We start from the raw sequence: 18,258 nt of genomic DNA on the forward strand, positions 1-18,258 counted from the left end.
GGGGGTCTCGACGGACGCTCCTCGCTGGCGCTCGTCGCTGCTCGACCGCCGGTGGCGTGGTGTCGAGGGTCGCTGCGCTCGCACCTCGACCACCGAGAGGTCAGCAGGCGGAGCCGAGGTCCTCGGAGTCGTTGGCGGCGTAGCCGTCGCGGAGGGAGCCGACGGAACCGCCGGTGACCGTGGAGGGCTTCTTCTTGGGCTTGGGGGCGGCCTTGACGGTCTTGCCCTCGGCCTTGTCGATGGCCTCGGCGACCTTGCGCTTGACCAGCTTGATGTCGGGGTTGCCGGTGTTGACCATCGGCGGGACGAGCGAGAGGCTCGCGATCTTCTCGCCGCGCGCCTTGAGCGCGAGCTCGACGAAGGTGTCGAACTCCGAGGACGGCACGTTGCTCGACAGCATCTCCGAGGAGGCCGTGGCGAGGTCGGCGAAGTTGGTGACGGCCGACTGCGGGCTGACCTGCTCGAGCATGGCGTTCATGACGCACTTCTGGCGCGCCATGCGCGAGTAGTCGTCGGAGCCCTCGCGGGCCCGGGCGTACCAGAGGGTGTCGTGGCCGTCGAGCTTGCGGACGCCGGGCTCGATGTAGCCGGTGACGTCGTCGCCCAGGCCACCGACGGGGATCGGCGAGCGGACGTTGAGGGTGACCCCGCCGACGGCGTCGACCAGGCCCTTGAAGCCGGCGAGGTTGACCATCGCCCAGTAGTTGATCTTGAGGCCGGTGATCCCCTCGATGGCGGAGACCGTGGCGTCGACGCCGGGGTTGTCGGAGTCGCCGAACAGCTCGGGGTTGTCCTGGGCCCAGGTGCTGACGCCGTTGAGGTAGCAGCCGTCGCAGTCGAAGCCGTCGGGGAACTGCTCGCGCATGACCGAGCCCTTGGCGAACGGGAAGTTCGCCATGTTGCGCGGCAGGCCGATCAGCACGGTGCGACCCGTGTCGGCGTCGATGGAGGCGACCGTCATCGAGTCGGGGCGCAGGCCCCAGCGCCCGGCGCCGGAGTCACCGCCCATCAGCAGGACGTTGTAGCGCCCGTCGTGGGCGGAGGCGGCGGGGCCGTTGCCGGCCAGGGAGATGATCAGGTCGCGCTGCACGCCGGCGATGTGGGCGGCGAAGAGCAGGGAGCCGGCGACACCGAAGCAGAGGACGCCGTTGACGCCGACCATGGCGCGGCGGTGGTTCATGCCGAGCGACAGCGGCTGGCCGAGACGCCAGGCATCGACGAGGAGGGCGGCCCAGCCGATCGCCGCGGCCATGAGCGCGAGGCGCACGAAGAGCAGCAGCGTGGTGTTGAAGCCCATCCAGAAGATGAGGCCGCGGTCGACGACGACCGCGAGCAGGGTGACCGCGCCGATGCCGAGGAGGCACAGCCAGATGCGGAGCGCCACCTGGCCGACCTTGCGGTTGCCGGCGACGAGCTGCGCGGAGCCGGGGACGACGAGTGTCATCACCATCAACGACATGGCTCGACGGAAGCGGACGCGCGATGCGCGCTCGACCGTGGAGGACATGGGACGCCTCTTTCCAGCACCGGGGGGAAGGACAGTGCTGCCAGCCAGTATCACCAGTCCCACGCGTCACACGCGGTTGCGACGCGCCGGGACCTACGTGTCGCGTCCCTCGTCGATCTCCCGCTTGCGCGCCAGCCGGTGCGCGCGACGGATCTCGGCCTCGCGCAGACGACGTACGTCGTCGGGCCCCTCGGTCCCCAGCGGGGGCACCTCGCGCGGTCGTCCCTCCTCGTCGATCGCGACGAACACGAAGTACGCCGAGGCGACGTGCAGCGTCTCGGCGGACGGCTCGTTCCACGGCTGCGCCTCGACCCGGACCCCGATCTCCATCGACGACGTGCCGGCCCAGTTGACCTGACCGAAGGTCCGCACGATGTCGCCCACGTGCACGGGCGCGAGGAACGCCATCTCGTCGAGGGCCGCCGTGACCGCGGGACCCGCGCTGTGCCGCTGCGCCACGGCGCCCGCGGTGGTGTCGGCGAGCTTGACGATCTCCCCGCCGTGGATGTTGCCCAGCAGGTTGGCCTCGTTCTGCGAGGTGATGATCGCCAGCGAGACACGGGCGTACGACGGAGTGCGTGCTTCCAGAGGTCCACCCATGTCCGCACGGTAGCGTCTGCGCCATGGCAGATCGTCCCGGGAACGGCGGTCCCGAGGACGGGACGAACTACGGCTGGCTCTACGGCGCCAAGGGGGGCCAGGAGCCGCCGCCCGACGCGACCCGGGCAATCCCCCGTCAGCAGCGCCCTGCGCAGGAGCCCACGCGCCGCGCGCAGCACCGCGACGACGAGACCCGCGTGATGCCCACGCAGCAGCCGTCGGGCGGCGCGACACCGCGATCGCCGGTCCCCGCGCCCGCCCCCACCCCGCCCCAGCACGGAGGTGGCGGGTCGGGTGGCTCGAGCCGGTTCCGGCGGCCCCGCTTCTGGTTCCGCATGGTCGCGCTCCTGCTGGCGCTGTGGCTGGTCTACACGATCGCGGTGCCGTTCTTCGCGTGGAACAGCACCGACAAGGTGACCTTCGCCCCCGACGGCGACCGACCCGGCGACCAGCCGGGCACGACGTACCTCCTGGTCGGCAGCGACTCCCGCAAGGGCCTCACGGCCGCGGAGCGCAAGAAGTTCAGCACCGGCAACCCCAAGAGCGAGCTGACCGACACGATCATGCTCCTCCACACCGGTGACGGCCCGGACGTGCTGCTGTCGATCCCGCGCGACTCGATCGTCGACATGCCCGGACACGGCAGCAGCAAGATCAACTCCGCCTACGCCCGCGGGGGCGCGCAGCTGCTCGTCCAGACCATCGAGGGCGAGACCGGCATCCGCATCGACGAGTACGTCGAGATCGGCCTGGGCGGCGTCGCGGGCGTCGTCGACTCCGTGGGCGGCATCGAGGTCTGCCCCAAGCAGCGGATCAACGACAAGCTGGCCGGCCTCAGGATCAAGAAGGGCTGCCAGGAGGTCGACGGCAAGGTCGCCCTGGCCTACTCCCGCTCCCGCAAGCAGTCGCCGCTCGGCGACCTCGAGCGCGTGCAGCGCCAGCGCGAGGTCGTCGCCGCGATCGGCGACAAGGTGCTCTCCCCCTGGTCGGTCGTCAACCCGGTCCGCTGGTGGCGGCTCAACAACGCGGTGCCCGGCTTCTTCGGCTTCGGCGAGGACACCAGCACCCTCGACGCCGGCCGCTGGGCGCTGGCCATGACCAAGGTCGGCGGCAAGGACGGGCGTACCTGCACGATGCCGGTGACCGACGGCTCCGCCAACAACTGGGACCGCGACCGGGCGGAGCCGATCTTCCGGGCGTTCATCGAGGACAGCACCGACGACATCACCAAGGCCCAGTGCACGCCCAGCGGACTGCCGGGCAACCGATGACCGCCTACGACACGCTCACCTGGGACGTCGACGGCGACGGTGTGGCCACGCTGACGCTCGACCGGCCCGACGCCCTCAACGCCTTCGACCTCACGATGGCGCGCGAGCTGGAGCGGGTCTTCCTGGTCGACGCCCGCCACGACGACGTCCGGGCCGTCGTCGTCACCGGCGCGGGCCGCGCCTTCTGCGCCGGCATGGACCTTTCGGCCGAAGGCAACGTGTTCGGCCTCGACGAGAGCCTGAGCCCGACGCCCGAGGAGCTGCGCGCCCACCTCACCGAGGCGCCGTACCACGACGGCGTCCGCGACACCGGCGGCCGTGTGGCGCTGGCGATCCACGCGCTGCCCAAGCCCGTGATCGCCGCGATCAACGGCGCGGCCGTCGGCATCGGGGCGACGATGACCCTCGCGATGGACCTGCGGCTGGCGTCGACCAAGGCGCGGATCGGCTTCGTGTTCGGTCGCCTCGGCATCGTGCCGGAGGCGACCTCGTCGTGGTTCCTGCCGCGCATCGTCGGCATCCAGCAGGCCCTGGAGTGGGTCTACGCCGCCGACATCCTCACTGCCGACCAGGCGCTGGCCGGCCGGCTGCTGCGCTCCGTCCACGAGCCCGAGGACCTGCTGCCGGCGGCGCAGGAGCTCGCGCGCTCCTTCGTCGTGGGCCGCTCCCCCGTGGCGCTGGGCCTGGCCAAGCAGATGCTCTACCGCAACGGCGCGGCCGGCGACCCGCTCGAGGCCCACCTGTCCGACTCGCTGGCGATGTTCTACACCTCGATCGGCGACGGCAAGGAGGGCGTGGCCGCCTTCCTCGAGAAGCGCGAGCCGCGCTTCACCGGTACGGCGAGCGACCTGCCGCGCATCTTCTAGACCTCGCCTAGGCCGCCTGCTCCTCCAGCGCCTGGGTGAGCAGGGCGACCAGCGCCTCGAGCTGGACGTCGGACGACGCGCCGATCTCCTCGTCGGAGCCGTCGAGCGCGCGGGCGGCCAGGCCGGCCTTGCTGTCGATGAGCTCGGCGATCTTGGTGTCGATGGTCTGCGCGGCGATGATCCGCCACGCGGTCACCGGCTCCTCCTGCCCGATGCGGTGGACCCGGTCGATCGCCTGCGTCTGCTCGGCGTCGGTCCACGAGAGCTCCGCGAGCACGACGTTCGAGGCGACCTGGAGGTTGAGCCCGACGCCGGCGGCCATGAGCGAGCAGACCGCGATGTGCACGTCGGGGTCGTTGACGAACGCGTCGATGTTGCGCTGCCGCTTGGCCGCGGACTGGTCGCCGCGGATCGAGGCGAAGCCGATCCCCCGCTTGGTGAAGGTCTCCTCGGCGAGGTCCATGACGTCGACGTGCTTGGCGAAGAACACGACCTTGCCGACGTTGCGCGCCAGCTGCGCGGCGTAGTCGGCGGCGAGCCCGGCCTTGGCCTGGCCGATGCGGCGCACCATGCCGAAGACGTTCTCCCCGGTCTTGGCGGACTCGGAGTCGCTGAGCTCCCAGCCGGCCACGCGGCGGACGAGCTCGTGGTCGATGCCCTCGACCTGGACCCCGGAGGACCGGGTCTCGAGCGCGGTGCGGTAGCGCGACACCAGCCGCTCGGCGAGCTCGCGCTCCGCCTCGCGGATCGAGCGCCCGATGACGTCGTCCAGCTCGACCGGCAGGTCGGCCACCCGGCGGGCCGGGATGTCCTTGGCGACGTCGATCTTGCGCCGGCGCACGATGCCCAGCTCGATCACGCTGTTGCGCGCGTTGGGGTAGAAGCCGGGGTCGACCGGCGTCAGGCCGGTCTCCTCGAGCGCCTGCATGAGCGCCGGCCCGGGCGCCTTCTCGCCGATCCAGCCCAGGAACTGCCAGATCGCCCGGAAGTCGTCGATGTCGTTGATCAGCGGCGTGCCGGTGAGGGCCATCAGCAGCGGCCGCGCGGTGCGCGCGCGGATCCGGTCGGAGAGCTGCAGCACGTGCTGGGAGCGCTGGGACTTCTTGTTCTTGATGAAGTGGGCCTCGTCGACCACCATGCCGCGGAAGCCCAGGTCACCCAGCCAGCCGACGTGGCGGTCGAGGACCTCGTAGTTGACGACCACGATGTCGGCGAAGGCGTCGATCTCGTCGCCGTCGCCGTGGATCACGGTGACCGGCCGGTTGGGCGTCCAGAGGCTGGCCTCGCGGGCCCAGTTGGTCTTGACGACGTTGGGGACGACGACCAGCAGCGGGAAGGCGTCGGCGGCGTGGGCGGCGAGCAGCGCCTGGGCGGTCTTGCCCAGACCGGGCTCGTCCGCGAGCAGGAACGTGCGGTGGCCGGCCTCGGCGGCGGCGACGACCTGCGCCTGGTGCGGCATCAGCTCGAGGCCCGGCGGCAGCCGCAGCGCGGTGGTGGGCTCCGGCAGGTGCATGCAGGACGAGGCGCCGCCGTACTCGAAGGAGCGGAACAGCGGCTCGAGCAGCTCCCACGTGGCCAGCCGGCCCGACTTCACGGGGCGCGGCGGCGGCTGGGAGAAGTCGGGGACGAGGAAGGGGTTGGACAGCTGGCGGGAGATGACCGACTGCGGCACCACCCGGCGCGCCGGGTGGAGGGAGGTGGGCAGCTCGACGGCGGTCGGCTCCTCCTCCTCGGGCACCTCCAGGCCGGCCTCCTCGAGGAACTGGCGCTGGAGCGTCTGCGCGGCGTCGGAGACCTCGGCGTCCTCGGCGAGGAGCGAGAGCAGCGAGGTGTCGCGCGCGGCGGTCTTGGCCAGGATGGTGGCCACGCCGTCGAGGCGTTTGAGCTTCTCGCCGCGCTGGGCCTCGGTGCTCTCCTTGTCGGCCTTGACGCGGGAGCGCTCCTCGCGCACGAGCAGCGCGATGACCTGGAACTTGGTGCGCGCCGAGCGGCTGACGGGGCCCCGCTGGACCTCGTTCTCGACCTCGCGCACGGCGCGGGCGAGGACCGGGATGATGCCCTCGTTGTCGAGGTTGCGGCCGCGTCGCTGCTGGCGCGGGGCGGTGCGCGTGGCGCCGGTACGGCGCTGGCCTCGTCGGGCCACAGACTCCTCCTTCGGGTGCCGCGCGGCTGCCGGGGCAGACCTGCGGCACCACACGCTGTCCCGCGGCCGGGGCCGACGGGACGTCGAGCGGAGTGGGCGTGGCGCACACCCCGCGACGATGCTCGGTCCGACGGCATCTGAGCGCGATCACCGTGCTGGACCGGACGCACCCGGCCAAGCTGCGAGGCCGGTGCTGCCACCAAGAGTACCGCGCCCCGACGCGGCGCGTGAGCCGACGCTCCCGATGGACGCCTCACGGGCCAGGAGGGACTACGCGAGGTCCGGCAGCGGCCGTTCCGCCTCGGGGCCCGACGTGAGCCGCGCGGCCACCTCACGGACCGGCGGCAGCGCGGCCAGCCGGGTGGCCCACCGGAGCACCTGCACGCCGGCACGGGAGTGCGGTGCGGCGATCCGGGGCACGCCCGGCGGCAGGTCCTGGGCGTCCTCGACGAGAGGCCGCATCCAGCCCTCGTAGCGGTCGAGGGCCTCGACGTGGCCGCCGTCGTCGGCCTGGGACAGGAAGGCCGCGAGGACGTAGGCGCCGGTGATCGCCAGCGACGTGCCGCCGCCACCGATCGGGGTGACGCTCCAGGCCGCGTCCCCGAGCAGGCAGACGCGACCGCGGTGCCAGGTGGGGCAGCGCACCTGGCGCAGGTGGTCGACGTAGAGGTCGTCGGCCGCGTCGAACCCGTCGAGGATGCGTGGCACCTCCCAGCCGAGGTCGGCGAACCGGTCGCGCAGGGCCACGCGCACCTGCTGCTCGTCGAGGCCCTCGAGCGAGGGCGTGTCGTCCAGGAAGGTGAGCATCGCGCGGGTGGTGCCGACGTCGTCGGGGCGCAGCGAGACCTGTCGCGAGCCGGGTGCGACCAGGACGCGCCACCAGTCGTCGTCCTCGGCGGTGCGGTCGACGGTGCCGTAGGCGACGTACATCCCCAGGGGCCGCTCCTCCGGCTCGTCGCCCAGGACGAGCGGGCGGGTGCGGGAGCCGACGCCCTCGGCCACGACCATCAGGTCGTAGCTCTCGCGACGCCCACCGGCGAGCTCGACGTGGACGGCACGGTCGTCCTGGGTGAGCGCGACGACCTCGTCGCCGTAGCGCCACTCGACCGTCGGCGGGCAGGCGTCGACCAGCAGCCGCGACAGCGCACCGCGCAGGATCTCCAGCTCCGCGGTGGGGCCGTCGGCGTCACCGCCGTGGTGCACCGGGAACTCCGAGACGACCTCGCCGTCGCCGTCGACGAACCGGGTCCCGACCTCGCCGGTGCTGCGCGAGCGCACCGCGTCCTCGAGGCCCATGCGGGCGAGGACCTCGCGACCGCTGGCGCGCACGTCGACGTTCTGGCCCCCCTCGCGCAGCTCGGTCGCCCGCTCCAGCACGGTCACGTCGTAGCCCGCGCGGGACAGCCAGAAGGCGGCCGCCGGTCCCGCGACGCTGGCGCCGGTGACCAGGACTCGGGGGGCGCTCACGAGAGGTCCGCCAGGACGGGCGACGCGACGGCGTCCGCATGATCGGCCCCCGGGTCGCGGCGGCCGGGCGATCCGGGCCACCAGAAGCGGTCGCCCAGCATGAGGGCCAGCGCCGGCACCAGGACCGTGCGCACCAGCAGGGTGTCGAGCAGCACCCCGAGGCAGATGACGACGCCGATCTGGGCCAGCGCGACCGAGGGCAGCAGACCCAGGACCGTGAAGACGGCGGCCAGCAGGACCCCCGCACTGGTGATCACTCCCCCGGTCGAGGCCAGGGCGCGCAGCATGCCGGCGCGCGAGCCCCACTCGACCGCGTCCTCGCGGGCCCGCGAGACCAGGAAGATGTTGTAGTCGACCCCGAGCGCCACCAGGAAGACGAACGCGAAGAGCGGCACGTTGGTGTCCAGCGCCGCGAACCCGAAGACCCCGGTGAACAGCCACCACGCGGCGCCCAGGCTGGCGGCGTACGTCGCGACGACGGTGGCCACGAGCACCACGGGCGCGACCACCGAGCGCAGCAGCGCGCCCAGCACGAGCAGCACCAGCAGCACGACCAGCGGGATGATGACCAGGAGGTCGCGTCGACCCGCGTCGGCGCGGTCGAGGGCGTCGGCCTCGGTGCCGGTCACGTACGTCGCGGGGTACGCCGCCAGGCCGGAGCGCAGGGCGCGCACCGCGTCCTCGGCGCGGCCGGAGCCGGCGGGCGCGTCGAGGACCACCTCCAGCGCGGCGACCGGACCCCCGGCGGCCTTCAGTCGCGCCGACTCGACGCCGGGCACGTCCTCGACGGCCGCCAGGACCTCCGGGCCGTCCGCGCGGGTGAGCACCCGGACCGGGTCGGCGACGCCGGCTGGGAAGGACTCCCCGATCCGCTCGGCCGCCACGATGGCCTCCGGGGTGTCGATGAACTGGTCCGCCTCGTCGAGCCCCACGTCGACGCCGAGGAGGCCGCCGGAGAGCAGCGCGACCAGCGCGACGCTGCCCGTGGCGACCGCCGCCGGCCGCCGGGCGACGGCGCGTCCGATGCGCCACCAGACGCCCCGCTCCTGGGACGACGGGGCCGGCGCCGTGACCCGCGGGATCCGGGGCCAGAACACCCAGCGTCCGAAGCACACCAGGGCGGCCGGCAGCACCACGAGCACGAAGACCGCGGCCACCGCGATGCCGATCGCGGAGGCGACGCCGAGGCCGCGGGTGGTCGGGATCAGCGACAGCGTCAGCGTGAGCACCCCGAGCACCACCGTCAGGGCGCTGGACAGGACGGCCCCCGCGGTCCGCCGCAGCGCGACCGCCATGGCGGCGTACCTCGACTCGTGCACGGCCAGCTCGCTGCGGTAGCGCGAGATCAGCAGCAGCGCGTAGTCGGTGCCGGCGCCGAACACGAGGATGGACAGGATGCCGGTGGTGCCGTCGTCGAAGGCGATGTCGAGTCCCGCCATCGTCTGCGTGGCGAGCACCGCGGCCAGCCGGTCGGCGACCCCGACCGTCACGAGGGGCACCACCCACAGGACCGGGCTGCGGTAGGTGAGGATCAGCAGCAGCGCCACGACGCCGGCCGTGACGCCCAGCAGCAGGACGTTGGCGCCGTCGAACACCGCCTCCAGGTCGGCCTGCACCGCGGTGGGACCGGTGACCAGCGCGTCGACCCCGCTCGGCGACCGGTCGGCGAGCAGCTCGCGCAGCGCCGTGACGGCCTCGACCCCCTCGGCCGGGGACGAGGCGTCCAGCGGGACGAACGCCAGCGCGGCCGTCCCGTCGTCGGCCAGGACCAGCGCCGGCCCGTCGTCGCTCGCGACGGCGCCGAGGTCGTCGGCGAGCCCGCGGAGGTCGCCGACCTGCGCGTCGTCGAGCCGCTCCCCCGTCGAGGAGAAGGCGACCGCGACGAGGTCCTCCCCCGCTGGGAGATCGCGCGCCAGGGTTGCCGCGCGGGCTCCGGCGTAGCCCTCGGGCAGCCCGTCGGCCGGACCCGGCGCGCGCTCGCCGTCGCCGAGCAGCACGATCACCGCCAGCGCGACGAGCAGCGGCACGAGGGCGACGACCGGCGCGGACCACCGGGTCAGGCGCTGAGGCATGGGAGACTCCTGCTGTCAGGAAGCGAGCATCTCGCTTCGATGATTACTTAGAACGTGAGATACTTTGTCGATGAGTGACTTCGATGTCAACCCACCGACGATGGAGGCGGTCCAGGACCTCGTCGTCGCGGCCCTGGAGGTACGGCGTGCGGTCGCGCGCCGCAGCGGGCTCAGCGACCTCGAGCTGGCCGCGCTGGAGCACGTGGTGACCGAGCCGTCCTCGCCCGGCGAGCTGGCGCGGCTGCTGAAGGTGACGACCGGGGCCTCGACCGGCGTGGTCGACCGGCTCGAGCAGCGCGGGCACGTCCAGCGTCGCGCGCACGACAGCGACCGACGTCGCACGGTCGTGCACGTGACCCCCTCGGGGCGCACCGAGATCGTCGACCACCTCCGGCCGATGCTGGTCGCCCTGACCGAGCTCGACGAGGGTCTCAGCGACACCGAGCGCGAGGTCGTGGAGCGCTACCTGCGCGGCGTCATCGCCGCCTTCGGCCAGGTGTCGGACGACGACTGAGCCGTGACCCGGCTCAGCTGCGCAGCAGCTGGGCCAGCACCCGGCGGCGGAGCCGACGCCACTCGACGGCCGCCACGACCAGCGCCGTGACCAGGAGCGCCACGACGGCGAGAGCCGTCCACCACGGCACCACGAGCGAGGGCGTGCCGCTCTGCCCCGTGATCCGCTCGAGGTCGAGCGAGCCCACGACGACGCGCGCGGCCGACGCCCCGAGCGCCAGCCCGGTCAGCCCCGCGACCGCGGCGGGCACCAGGAGCTCGCCCGCCAGGATCCGTCTCAGGTCGGGGTCGCGCAGTCCCAGGGCGCGCAGCCTGCCCAGCGAGGCGCCGCGCGCCGGGGCGTCGACGAGCGCGGCCAGCACCAGGCCCAGCACGGCGAGCAGCGCCAGCAGCGCCGACGCCGCGACCGCGAGCCGGACCAGTCCCTGAGGGAGCGCCGCGTCGCGACGGGCGTCGAGCTCGTCGTCGTACGCGACGACGGACCCGGCCCCGCCGGCCGCCTCCGTGACGGCCCTCTCCGCGCCGGGACCGACCACCCAGACCGTGTCGGCGGGGGCGATCGCCCCGGCCGCGGCGAAGGCGTCGGCGTCGACCACCACCACCGGGTCGGCCGAGGCCTGCACGCGCGGCGCCCTGCCGACCACGTCGAGCGGGACGTTGGTGTCGTCCCAGGTGACGACCAGACCGTCCCGCAGCCCGGCCGGGCCTCCGAGCAGCAGCGCCGGGACCCGGTCGCCCCCGGCCGAGGTGAGCCGCGCGAGCGGGGGTGCGTCCGGGAGATCGCTCTGCTCGAGCAGCCGCTCGTAGGCCGGCGCGTCGACGACCACCAGGCGGACGCTGCCGGCACTGCTCCCCGAGGACGCCCGCACCCCGTCCGCGACGCGGCCGGACGCCGCCGCCCGCACCCCGGGGGCGTTCGCCAGCGTGCGCGCGGTCCGCGCGAGGCCCGGGTCCGGTGCCGTCGTCAGCCGCGCGTCGCCTCCCACCGCGAGCAGGGCACCGGCGGCCTGGCCCTCCCGCTCGGTGGCCGCGAGCGCGACGGCGAAGGTCAGCTGGGCCACGGTGAGGGAGACGACGAGCAGCGGCAGGGCGGCGACGCCGGTCTGGGCGAGCCGGGCGCTCACGAGGAACGCCGCGCTGCCGGCCGAGCGCCGCGTCGCGCGCAGGGCGAGCCGCAGCACCGGCGGCAGCAGGCGCAGGACCACCAACCCCCCGGCCACGGCCCACCACGTCGTCGCTCCGGCGGCCGTGAGGTCGCCCGTGCCGCGCTGGCGCAGGGCCACGAGCGACAGCGCCGCCGCGCCCAGCACGGCCGCCTCCAGGGCGACCCGGCGCACGACCCGCACGCGTGCCGCCGTACGCCGTGCGGTGCGGTTGGCCGGCACCCGGCGCCCGGTCACCTGGCCGGCCAGCAGCGCCCCCAGCACCGGGCCGGCCAGGGCCGCGCCGACCAGCACGGGCACCCAGGCCCGGCCCACGTCACCGACCCACAGCCAGGTGGCCGCGACGCCGACCGCGGCGCCGAGCGTCGCCACGGCGAGCGACTCGACGAGGAGCTCGGCGGCGACTCCGATCACCGACGCACCGCGCTCGCGGGCCATCGTGAGCGGCGCGGCACGGCGGCGTACGAGCAGCTGACCCGCCTGCACCAGCACCAGCAGCGCGGCGACGACGAGGCCCACGAGGAGCACCTGCGCCTGGCCGCGGGCGGCGTCGACCTCAGCGCGCGCCTCCCCCAGCACGCCCGCGAGCAGGCTGCTCCACGCGATGTCGCCCCGGGCCAGGCCACCCGAGGACTCCAGGAGCCCGACCTCGCGCCGCACCGTCGCGGAGCGGCTCCACCGCAGCCGCTCGGGCCGCGGCACGAAGATCGTGCGCTGGGTGAGCGCCGCGGCGGGGACGGCGAGCTCGAGGTCGGGGAGCGCCTGCGCGCTCACGAGGGCGGCCGCCGAGGTGCGCTCGAGGCCCTGGGCCACGCCCTGGGTCGGGCTCAGCAGCTCGGTGACGACCTGCCACGCGTCGTCGTCGGGGTCGTCGGCGGCGTAGACCCCACTGATGCGGATGCTGACGTCCTGGTGCTGCTCGGTCTCGGCCGCGACCCGGTCACCCGGCTGCAGGCCGAGCGCCTGGGCCGCGTCCTCCGACAGCGCGACCTGGACCGGCCAGGGGGCGGCGTCGCGCTGGACCGTCACGTCGGCCCGTCCGGCCCGGGTGCTCGCCCGGGGCGCCCGCCCGGCGGTGTAGGTCACCGCGGGCGCCCCGTCGGGCGGGTCGACGAACGCCAGCCGCAGGTAGCGCCCCGGCCCCGCGTCGAGCAGCTGCAACGGCGTCGAGGTGATCGTCGCGACCCCCGGGCGCAGCACGCCCCGGATCCCGGGTGGCAGCACGCTCTGCGCGTATCGGGTGTCCTGACGCAGCCGCACCACGGCGTTCGGGTCGCGCGTCTTGCCGCGGGGGTCGTCGTAGCCCTGGGGCAGGGTCGCGACGACCGTCCCGCGGGCTCCGGCGTCGCGGACCGAGGCGGCGATCGCGCGGTCGGCCGTGCGCTCGGTCAGCGGGCCGACGGCCGCGGTGAGGACCGTCGTCAGCGCGACGACGAGCCCCATCAGGAGGAGCAGCCCCGGGTCGCTCCGCATGCGCTGGAGGACGGTCGCGAGGTGCAGCCGGGAGCGGGGCATCACTCGTCCCCCGTCCGCAGGGACGACGGGTCGGCCCGGCGCACCTGCCGGGCGGACGCGAGCGCCGCCATGGCCAGCGCCCCCACCAGCAGCCCCCCGACCAGGAGCGACTCGCTCGACCACGGCCAGGCGACCACCGGGTCCGGGACCGGCGCGTCCCCGAGGTCGGAGCGGACCAGGTGGGGGCCCAGGCTCACGGACGCGAGCGCGCCCACGCCGGCGCCGACGGCGACGAGCGGGACGAGGAAGGCCGCGTGCTCGGCGAGCAGCAGCCGCCATGCGTCACGCCGGGACAGCCCGAGGGCGCGCAGCCGGGCCACCTCCGCCGTACGTCGTCGCCGGTCGCCGCCGAGCACGAGGGCGACGCCCGCGAGGAGCATCAGCACCGCCGCGACCACGAGCGTCAGCAGCGCCGTCGGCACCGTCACCCTCAGGGGCCCCTCGGACAGCTCCTCCGCCACGCCGGTGCGGGTCGTGACCTCGCCGAGGCCGAGGCCCCGGACCGCGCGGACGGTGCCCGGCGTGGGGTCCCCGACCCACCAGGCGTCGACCACGGACTCCAGCCGACCGGCCCGGACCAGGGCCCGGGAGAGCGTGTCGACGTCGGCGAGCACCGCGACCTCGCCGGGCGCGGAGGGCACCGTCGCGACGACGGCGACGACGCGCAGCGGGAGCACGGTGCCCTCGACGATGCCGGACAGCTCCCCGCCGACGCGGGTGCCGACCGCGTCGACCAGGTCCTGGGAGACGGCCACCGGGATCGCGTCGGGGCTCTCGAAGGCCGTCGCGAGCACCGAGGCGCCCGTGTAGGCGAGGTAGGTCAGGTCGACGGTGGCGGTGGTGCGGACCTCGGTCGCCGGGCCGGACGTCGCGACGGCGACCCCCGACATCGGGCCGTCGGGCTGGAGGGGCACGACGCTCCAGGGGTCGCCGTCCGCGTCCGCCGCCCCCGGGACACGCAGGACCACCGACACCTCGGCCCGCGGACGGGCGGGCTCCGACCCGGGAGCGCCGTCGATGTCGAGTCGGAGGCCGACCAGGCTGGATCCCCGCTCCACGGCGCCCCGCCACCGGGCCGCGTGGGGGCGACCGTCGAGCGGGAACGGCGAGCCGGTCACCGAGCTGCGGAACCCGGTCGCGTCCTGCAGCACCACCGTCGGCGTCGCGGTCAGCCGGACGCCGGCCGGTGCCCGTCCCTGCAGCTCGATCGCGGTGCCGCCGGACAGGGCGAGTCCGCGCACCGGGGCCTCGGGGGCGAGCGCGTCGCCGACCCCCTGCCACGTGGTGCCCGTGCCCAGCCGGCCGCGCAGCAGCCCGCCGGCGTGCGCGGTGTCGACGGCCACGACGACGGGTCGCGACCCCGGCTCGCCGACGTAGCGACCCAGGGCCAGCGGACGCTGGACGACCGCCGACACGGTCGGTCCGGGTGAGCCGGAGCCGGCTGCGGACGCGATCGCGGAGGCCTCCTGCTGGCCTGCCGGCGCCTGCAGGGCGAGGGCCAGGTCGGTGCCGACGCGCAGCGCCGCCTGGTCGTCCTGGGACTGCTCCCACGTCGCGCGCAGGGCCAGGCCGAACACCGCGGCGGCCACGGCGGCCGCGACCAGCGTCATGGCGGTGCCGGTGTGGGGCCGGCGCGCCGCCTGCTGCGCCGCCAGCGGCAGCACCAGCGAGCGCGACCGGGCGGCGACGCGCGCTGCGCCGGTGAGCAGCAGGGGCACGGCCCGCACGACGACCACGGTCACCGCCGCGACGCCCAGCACCGGGGCGAGCACCAGCGTCACGTCGCCGGAGGTGGCCGCCGTTGCCGGCTGTGCGCGCAGCTGCCACCAGGCGAGCACCGCGACGCCGAGCAGCAGCGCGTCGAGTCCCGAGCGGAGCCCGAGGCGTCCCCCGGCGCGGTCGGGGGCGACCCGGGTGTCGAGAGCCGTCGCGACGAGCACGAGCGAGAGCAGCAGCGCACCGCCCACGACCGCGAGCACGAGCCCCCAGGTGAGGCTGGGCGACTGCGTCAGAGCGGCCGTCGTCAGGGCCGGCAGGTGGGTCAGCCGCGAGTGCGCGAGGGACGCCGCCGGCACGGCGAGGAGCGAGGCCGCGCCGGCGAGGGCGACCGCCTCGACGACCGCGGCGCCGAGCTGCTGCCGTCGGCTGAGCCCGAGCGCCACCAGCAGCGCCCGCTCCTCGTCGCGCACCGACGCGAGCAGCCAGCCGGCCAGGAGCGTGGCGGCGAGCGAGAGCGCCGTACCGAGGAGCACGACGACCAGCACCGTGGCGCGGGCGCTGGCCTGCTGGGTGTGGATCCGGTCGAGCGTGCGGGGCAGGTCCGAGGCGACCCGGGTGATGCGGGCGCGGTCGTCGACGCGCGAGGTGAGCAGGGGCGAGGCGTCGTCGAGGGAGGTCACGGCGGCCCGGAGCGAGGGGTCGTCGGCGAGCGAGAGCGTCGGGTGGGCCGTGACGCGCAGCCCGGTCACCGAGGACCCGGAGGCCAGGAAGGCGGCGTCGCCGACGACGAACGGCCCGTACGCCGGAGCGGTGGTCGAGCCGTCGCTGTAGGCCGGGTCGAAGCCGTTGCCGGACAGGGGGTCGGTGTCCCAGGCGGCGCCGGGCTGCTGTCGGAAGGTGCCCACGACCACCACGCGCACCGGCCGCTCGGCTCCACCGAGCCCGATCTCCTTGCCCAGGGTCACCTCGTCGCCGGGACGCAGGTCCAGCAGGCGGGCGGTCGACTCGGGGATGACCGCCTCCCGGGGGCCGCGCCGCCGGTCCTGCGGCCAGCGCCCCGACGTCAGGTCGTCGCGCTGCACCAGCGCGTCGCCGGTCGCGAGGTAGGCGAGCCGGTCGGGGCTGCCCAGCCGCCGCATCCGGGCGGTGGCGCTGGCGGTGGTCGTCGGGCGCATCGGCGCGAGGACCTCCCGCACCACGCGCTCCGCCTCCTGGCGTGCGGGCTCGACGTCGCTGCCGGACAGGTCCACGAGGAACGCCGTGACGTCCACCTCCACGGGCTCGGAGCGCTGCACCTCCTCGTGGAACGCGCGCTCCTGGGTGACGCCGAGCAGGAGCGAGCAGACGCCCAGGAGGCCCGCCGCGACCGTCACCAGGACGAGGACGGCCGCGAGCAGCCGACGCTGGACCAGCGCACGCCGGAGGACCAGGGTCAGCACGCCGGCGCCATCAGCCGGCGACCCGGCCGTCGGCGATCGTGAGCACCCGGTCGGCGAGCGACATCAGCACCGGGTCGTGGGTCGCGACGACGGCAGTGACGCCCTCGGACTCGACGATCGCGCGCAGCAGCGCCATGACCGACAGCCCGGTCTCGGCGTCGAGCTGGCCGGTGGGCTCGTCGGCCAGCAGCAGCCGGGGCGACCCGGCCAGCGCGCGGGCGATCCCGACGCGCTGCTGCTGACCGCCGGAGAGCTCGGCCGGTCGCTGCAGCGCGTGCTCGCGCAGGCCCACCAGGTCGAGGAGCAGGGCGACGCGCTGCTCGCGCTCGGCGACCGGCGTACGACGCAGGCGCAGGGGCACGCCGACGTTCTCGGCGGCGGTGAGGGCCGGGATCAGCCCGAAGGTCTGGAAGACGAACGAGATCGAGTCGCGCCGCAGCGCGCTGAGCCCTTGGTCGTCGAGCCCGGTGACGTCGGTGCCGTCGACGCGGACGGTGCCGGCGTCGGGGCGGTCGAGACCGCCGAGGAGGTTGAGCAGGGTGGTCTTGCCCGACCCGGACCGCCCGACCACCGCGACCAGCTCGCCGGGCGCCACCTCGAAGGAGACCTCGCGCAGCGCGTGCACGCTCACGGGCCCGGCGCCGTAGGTGCGGGTCAGCCCGCGCACCTCGACCATCGGCTCGACCGTCGTGCTCACGCGTCCTCGCCGCGGTCGGAGCGGATCTCGACGTGGTCCCCCGCGAGCGCCAGCCGGACCCGGCGCGTGAGGGCGAGCGCCTCCCGGAACTCGCGCGGCACCTGCACCCGTCCGGCGCGGTCCATGACGGCGTACTCCTCGGCGCTGCCGGGGGCGTCCGCCGTCTCGCCCGTGCGCAGCACCTCGCTGCTCGTGCGTCCGTCGCGGATGGCGACGGTGCGCGCGACCTGGTCGCTGACCGCCGCGTCGTGGGTGACGATCACGACCGTCGCCCCCAGGTCGCGGTTGGCCGTGCGCAGCGCGGCGAAGACCTCCTGCGCCGTCTCGCTGTCGAGCTCGCCGGTCGGCTCATCGGCCAGCAGGACGCGCGGCCGGTTGGCCAGGGCGACCGCGATCGCCACCCGTTGCTGCTCACCGCCGGACATCTGCTGCGGCCGCCGGTCGGCGCAGTGGGCGACGCCGAGCGTCTCGAGCAGCGCGCCCGTGCGCTCGCGACGCTCCTGGCGGCCGGTGCCCGCGATCGTCATCGGGAGGTCGACCACCTGGCTCGCAGTGAGGTACGGCACGAGGTTGCGCGCCGACTGCTGCCGCACGAAGCCGACGACGTGGCGCCGGTAGCGGACCCGCTCCGAGCGCGACATGTCCACCAGCTCGTGGCCGGCGACGCTCGCCCGACCGGCGGTGGGCGCGTCCACCCCCGCCAGCACCTGCAGGAGCGTCGACTTGCCCGAGCCCGAGGCACCGACGATCGCCAGCATCTCGCCGTCGTGGACCAGCAGGTCGAGCCCCTGCAGGGCCTGCACCTCGACGCTCTCCGTCTGGTAGATCCGCACCAGGTTGTCGCACACCACGAGCGCGTCGTGCCCGAACTCCGGCTCCCGCGACGGAGCCTCGGGCAGCGCCAGTCCCGGTCCCACCATCTGCGTCCCTCCGCCGTGGGGCCCTCCGCAGGGCCTCGCTGATGCTAGCCGCTCCCGAGCCCCCGCCCCCGGTGGCTGAGGTGCGAGCCCCAGCGAGCGCCAGACCCGGTGGTTGAGGTGCGAGCGCAGCGAGCCTCGAAACCACCCCACACACCGGTGGTCGAGCAGCGAGCGCCAGCGAGCGCCCGTCGAGATCCCGCAAGCCGACCGCCCACCCCGGTGGTTGAGGTGCGAGCGCCAGCGAGCCTCGAAACCACCCCACGCACCGGTGGTCGAGCAGCGAGCGCCAGCGAGCGCCCGTCGAGACCCCGCAAGCCAACCGCCGACCCCGGTGGTTGAGGTGCGAGCGCAGCGAGCCTCGAAACC

At 74.8% G+C, this 18,258-nt stretch carries 12 protein-coding genes; 3 read left to right on the forward strand and 9 right to left on the reverse strand.

Features of this window, described 5'->3' with window-relative positions:
• Positions 1-100: 100 nt before the first annotated feature.
• Both IRQ30_RS22070 and IRQ30_RS22075 read right to left on the reverse strand, forming a co-directional pair.
• Entirely contained in the window at positions 101-1,507 is a 1,407-nt protein-coding gene (locus IRQ30_RS22070; protein ID WP_193614993.1) for an LCP family protein, read from the reverse strand.
• Positions 1,508-1,600: 93 nt separating this feature from the next.
• Entirely contained in the window at positions 1,601-2,107 is a 507-nt protein-coding gene (locus IRQ30_RS22075; RefSeq protein ID WP_193610488.1) for an acyl-CoA thioesterase, read from the reverse strand.
• 23 nt (positions 2,108-2,130) lie between these two features.
• On the opposite strand from IRQ30_RS22075, the gene IRQ30_RS22080 reads away from it, so the two are divergent.
• Positions 2,131-3,378 (forward strand): LCP family protein, encoded by a 1,248-nt coding sequence (locus IRQ30_RS22080; protein WP_193614994.1) that lies wholly within the window; start codon positions 2,131-2,133, stop codon positions 3,376-3,378.
• The gene (locus IRQ30_RS22085) at positions 3,375-4,244 is read left to right on the forward strand and encodes a crotonase/enoyl-CoA hydratase family protein (protein ID WP_193614995.1); all 870 of its coding nucleotides are present in this window, start codon (positions 3,375-3,377) and stop codon (positions 4,242-4,244) included. Before IRQ30_RS22080 ends, IRQ30_RS22085 begins: the two co-directional genes overlap by 4 nt.
• 7 nt (positions 4,245-4,251) lie before the next feature.
• Here the strand turns inward: IRQ30_RS22085 and IRQ30_RS22090 are convergent, their stop codons facing one another.
• The 3 genes from IRQ30_RS22090 to IRQ30_RS22100 form a co-directional block, all read right to left on the reverse strand.
• Positions 4,252-6,387 carry an SNF2-related protein gene (locus tag IRQ30_RS22090; RefSeq protein WP_193614996.1) on the reverse strand — a complete coding sequence of 712 codons (2,136 nt, stop codon included), beginning with the start codon at positions 6,385-6,387 and terminating at the stop codon, positions 4,252-4,254.
• A gap of 270 nt (positions 6,388-6,657) precedes the next feature.
• The gene (locus tag IRQ30_RS22095) at positions 6,658-7,854 is read right to left on the reverse strand and encodes an FAD-dependent monooxygenase (RefSeq protein WP_193614997.1); all 1,197 of its coding nucleotides are present in this window, start codon (positions 7,852-7,854) and stop codon (positions 6,658-6,660) included.
• The gene (locus tag IRQ30_RS22100; protein ID WP_193614998.1) at positions 7,851-9,926 is read right to left on the reverse strand and encodes an MMPL family transporter; all 2,076 of its coding nucleotides are present in this window, start codon (positions 9,924-9,926) and stop codon (positions 7,851-7,853) included. Before IRQ30_RS22100 ends, IRQ30_RS22095 begins: the two co-directional genes overlap by 4 nt.
• 70 nt (positions 9,927-9,996) lie before the next feature.
• Here IRQ30_RS22100 and IRQ30_RS22105 point away from each other — a divergent pair, with 70 nt between their 5' ends.
• The gene (locus tag IRQ30_RS22105; protein ID WP_193614999.1) at positions 9,997-10,440 is read left to right on the forward strand and encodes a MarR family winged helix-turn-helix transcriptional regulator; all 444 of its coding nucleotides are present in this window, start codon (positions 9,997-9,999) and stop codon (positions 10,438-10,440) included.
• A 13-nt stretch (positions 10,441-10,453) separates the two neighbouring features.
• On the opposite strand, the gene IRQ30_RS22110 is transcribed toward IRQ30_RS22105, so the two are convergent.
• The 4 genes from IRQ30_RS22110 to IRQ30_RS22125 are packed head-to-tail and all read right to left on the reverse strand — an operon-like array spanning position 10,454 to position 17,892.
• Positions 10,454-13,117 (reverse strand): ABC transporter permease, encoded by a 2,664-nt coding sequence (locus IRQ30_RS22110; RefSeq protein ID WP_193615000.1) that lies wholly within the window; start codon positions 13,115-13,117, stop codon positions 10,454-10,456.
• Positions 13,117-16,275 carry an FtsX-like permease family protein gene (locus IRQ30_RS22115; RefSeq protein WP_193615001.1) on the reverse strand — a complete coding sequence of 1,053 codons (3,159 nt, stop codon included), beginning with the start codon at positions 16,273-16,275 and terminating at the stop codon, positions 13,117-13,119. Before IRQ30_RS22115 ends, IRQ30_RS22110 begins: the two co-directional genes overlap by 1 nt.
• A gap of 10 nt (positions 16,276-16,285) precedes the next feature.
• On the reverse strand, positions 16,286-16,972 hold the full coding sequence (locus IRQ30_RS22120) for an ABC transporter ATP-binding protein (RefSeq protein ID WP_338089824.1): 687 nt from the start codon (positions 16,970-16,972) through the stop codon (positions 16,286-16,288).
• Positions 16,969-17,892 (reverse strand): ATP-binding cassette domain-containing protein, encoded by a 924-nt coding sequence (locus tag IRQ30_RS22125; RefSeq protein WP_193615002.1) that lies wholly within the window; start codon positions 17,890-17,892, stop codon positions 16,969-16,971. Before IRQ30_RS22125 ends, IRQ30_RS22120 begins: the two co-directional genes overlap by 4 nt.
• Between the last annotated feature and the right edge of the window lie 366 nt (positions 17,893-18,258).

Origin of the sequence: Nocardioides lijunqiniae, assembly GCF_015024225.1 — a bacterium.
Classification (GTDB): domain Bacteria; phylum Actinomycetota; class Actinomycetes; order Propionibacteriales; family Nocardioidaceae; genus Nocardioides; species Nocardioides lijunqiniae.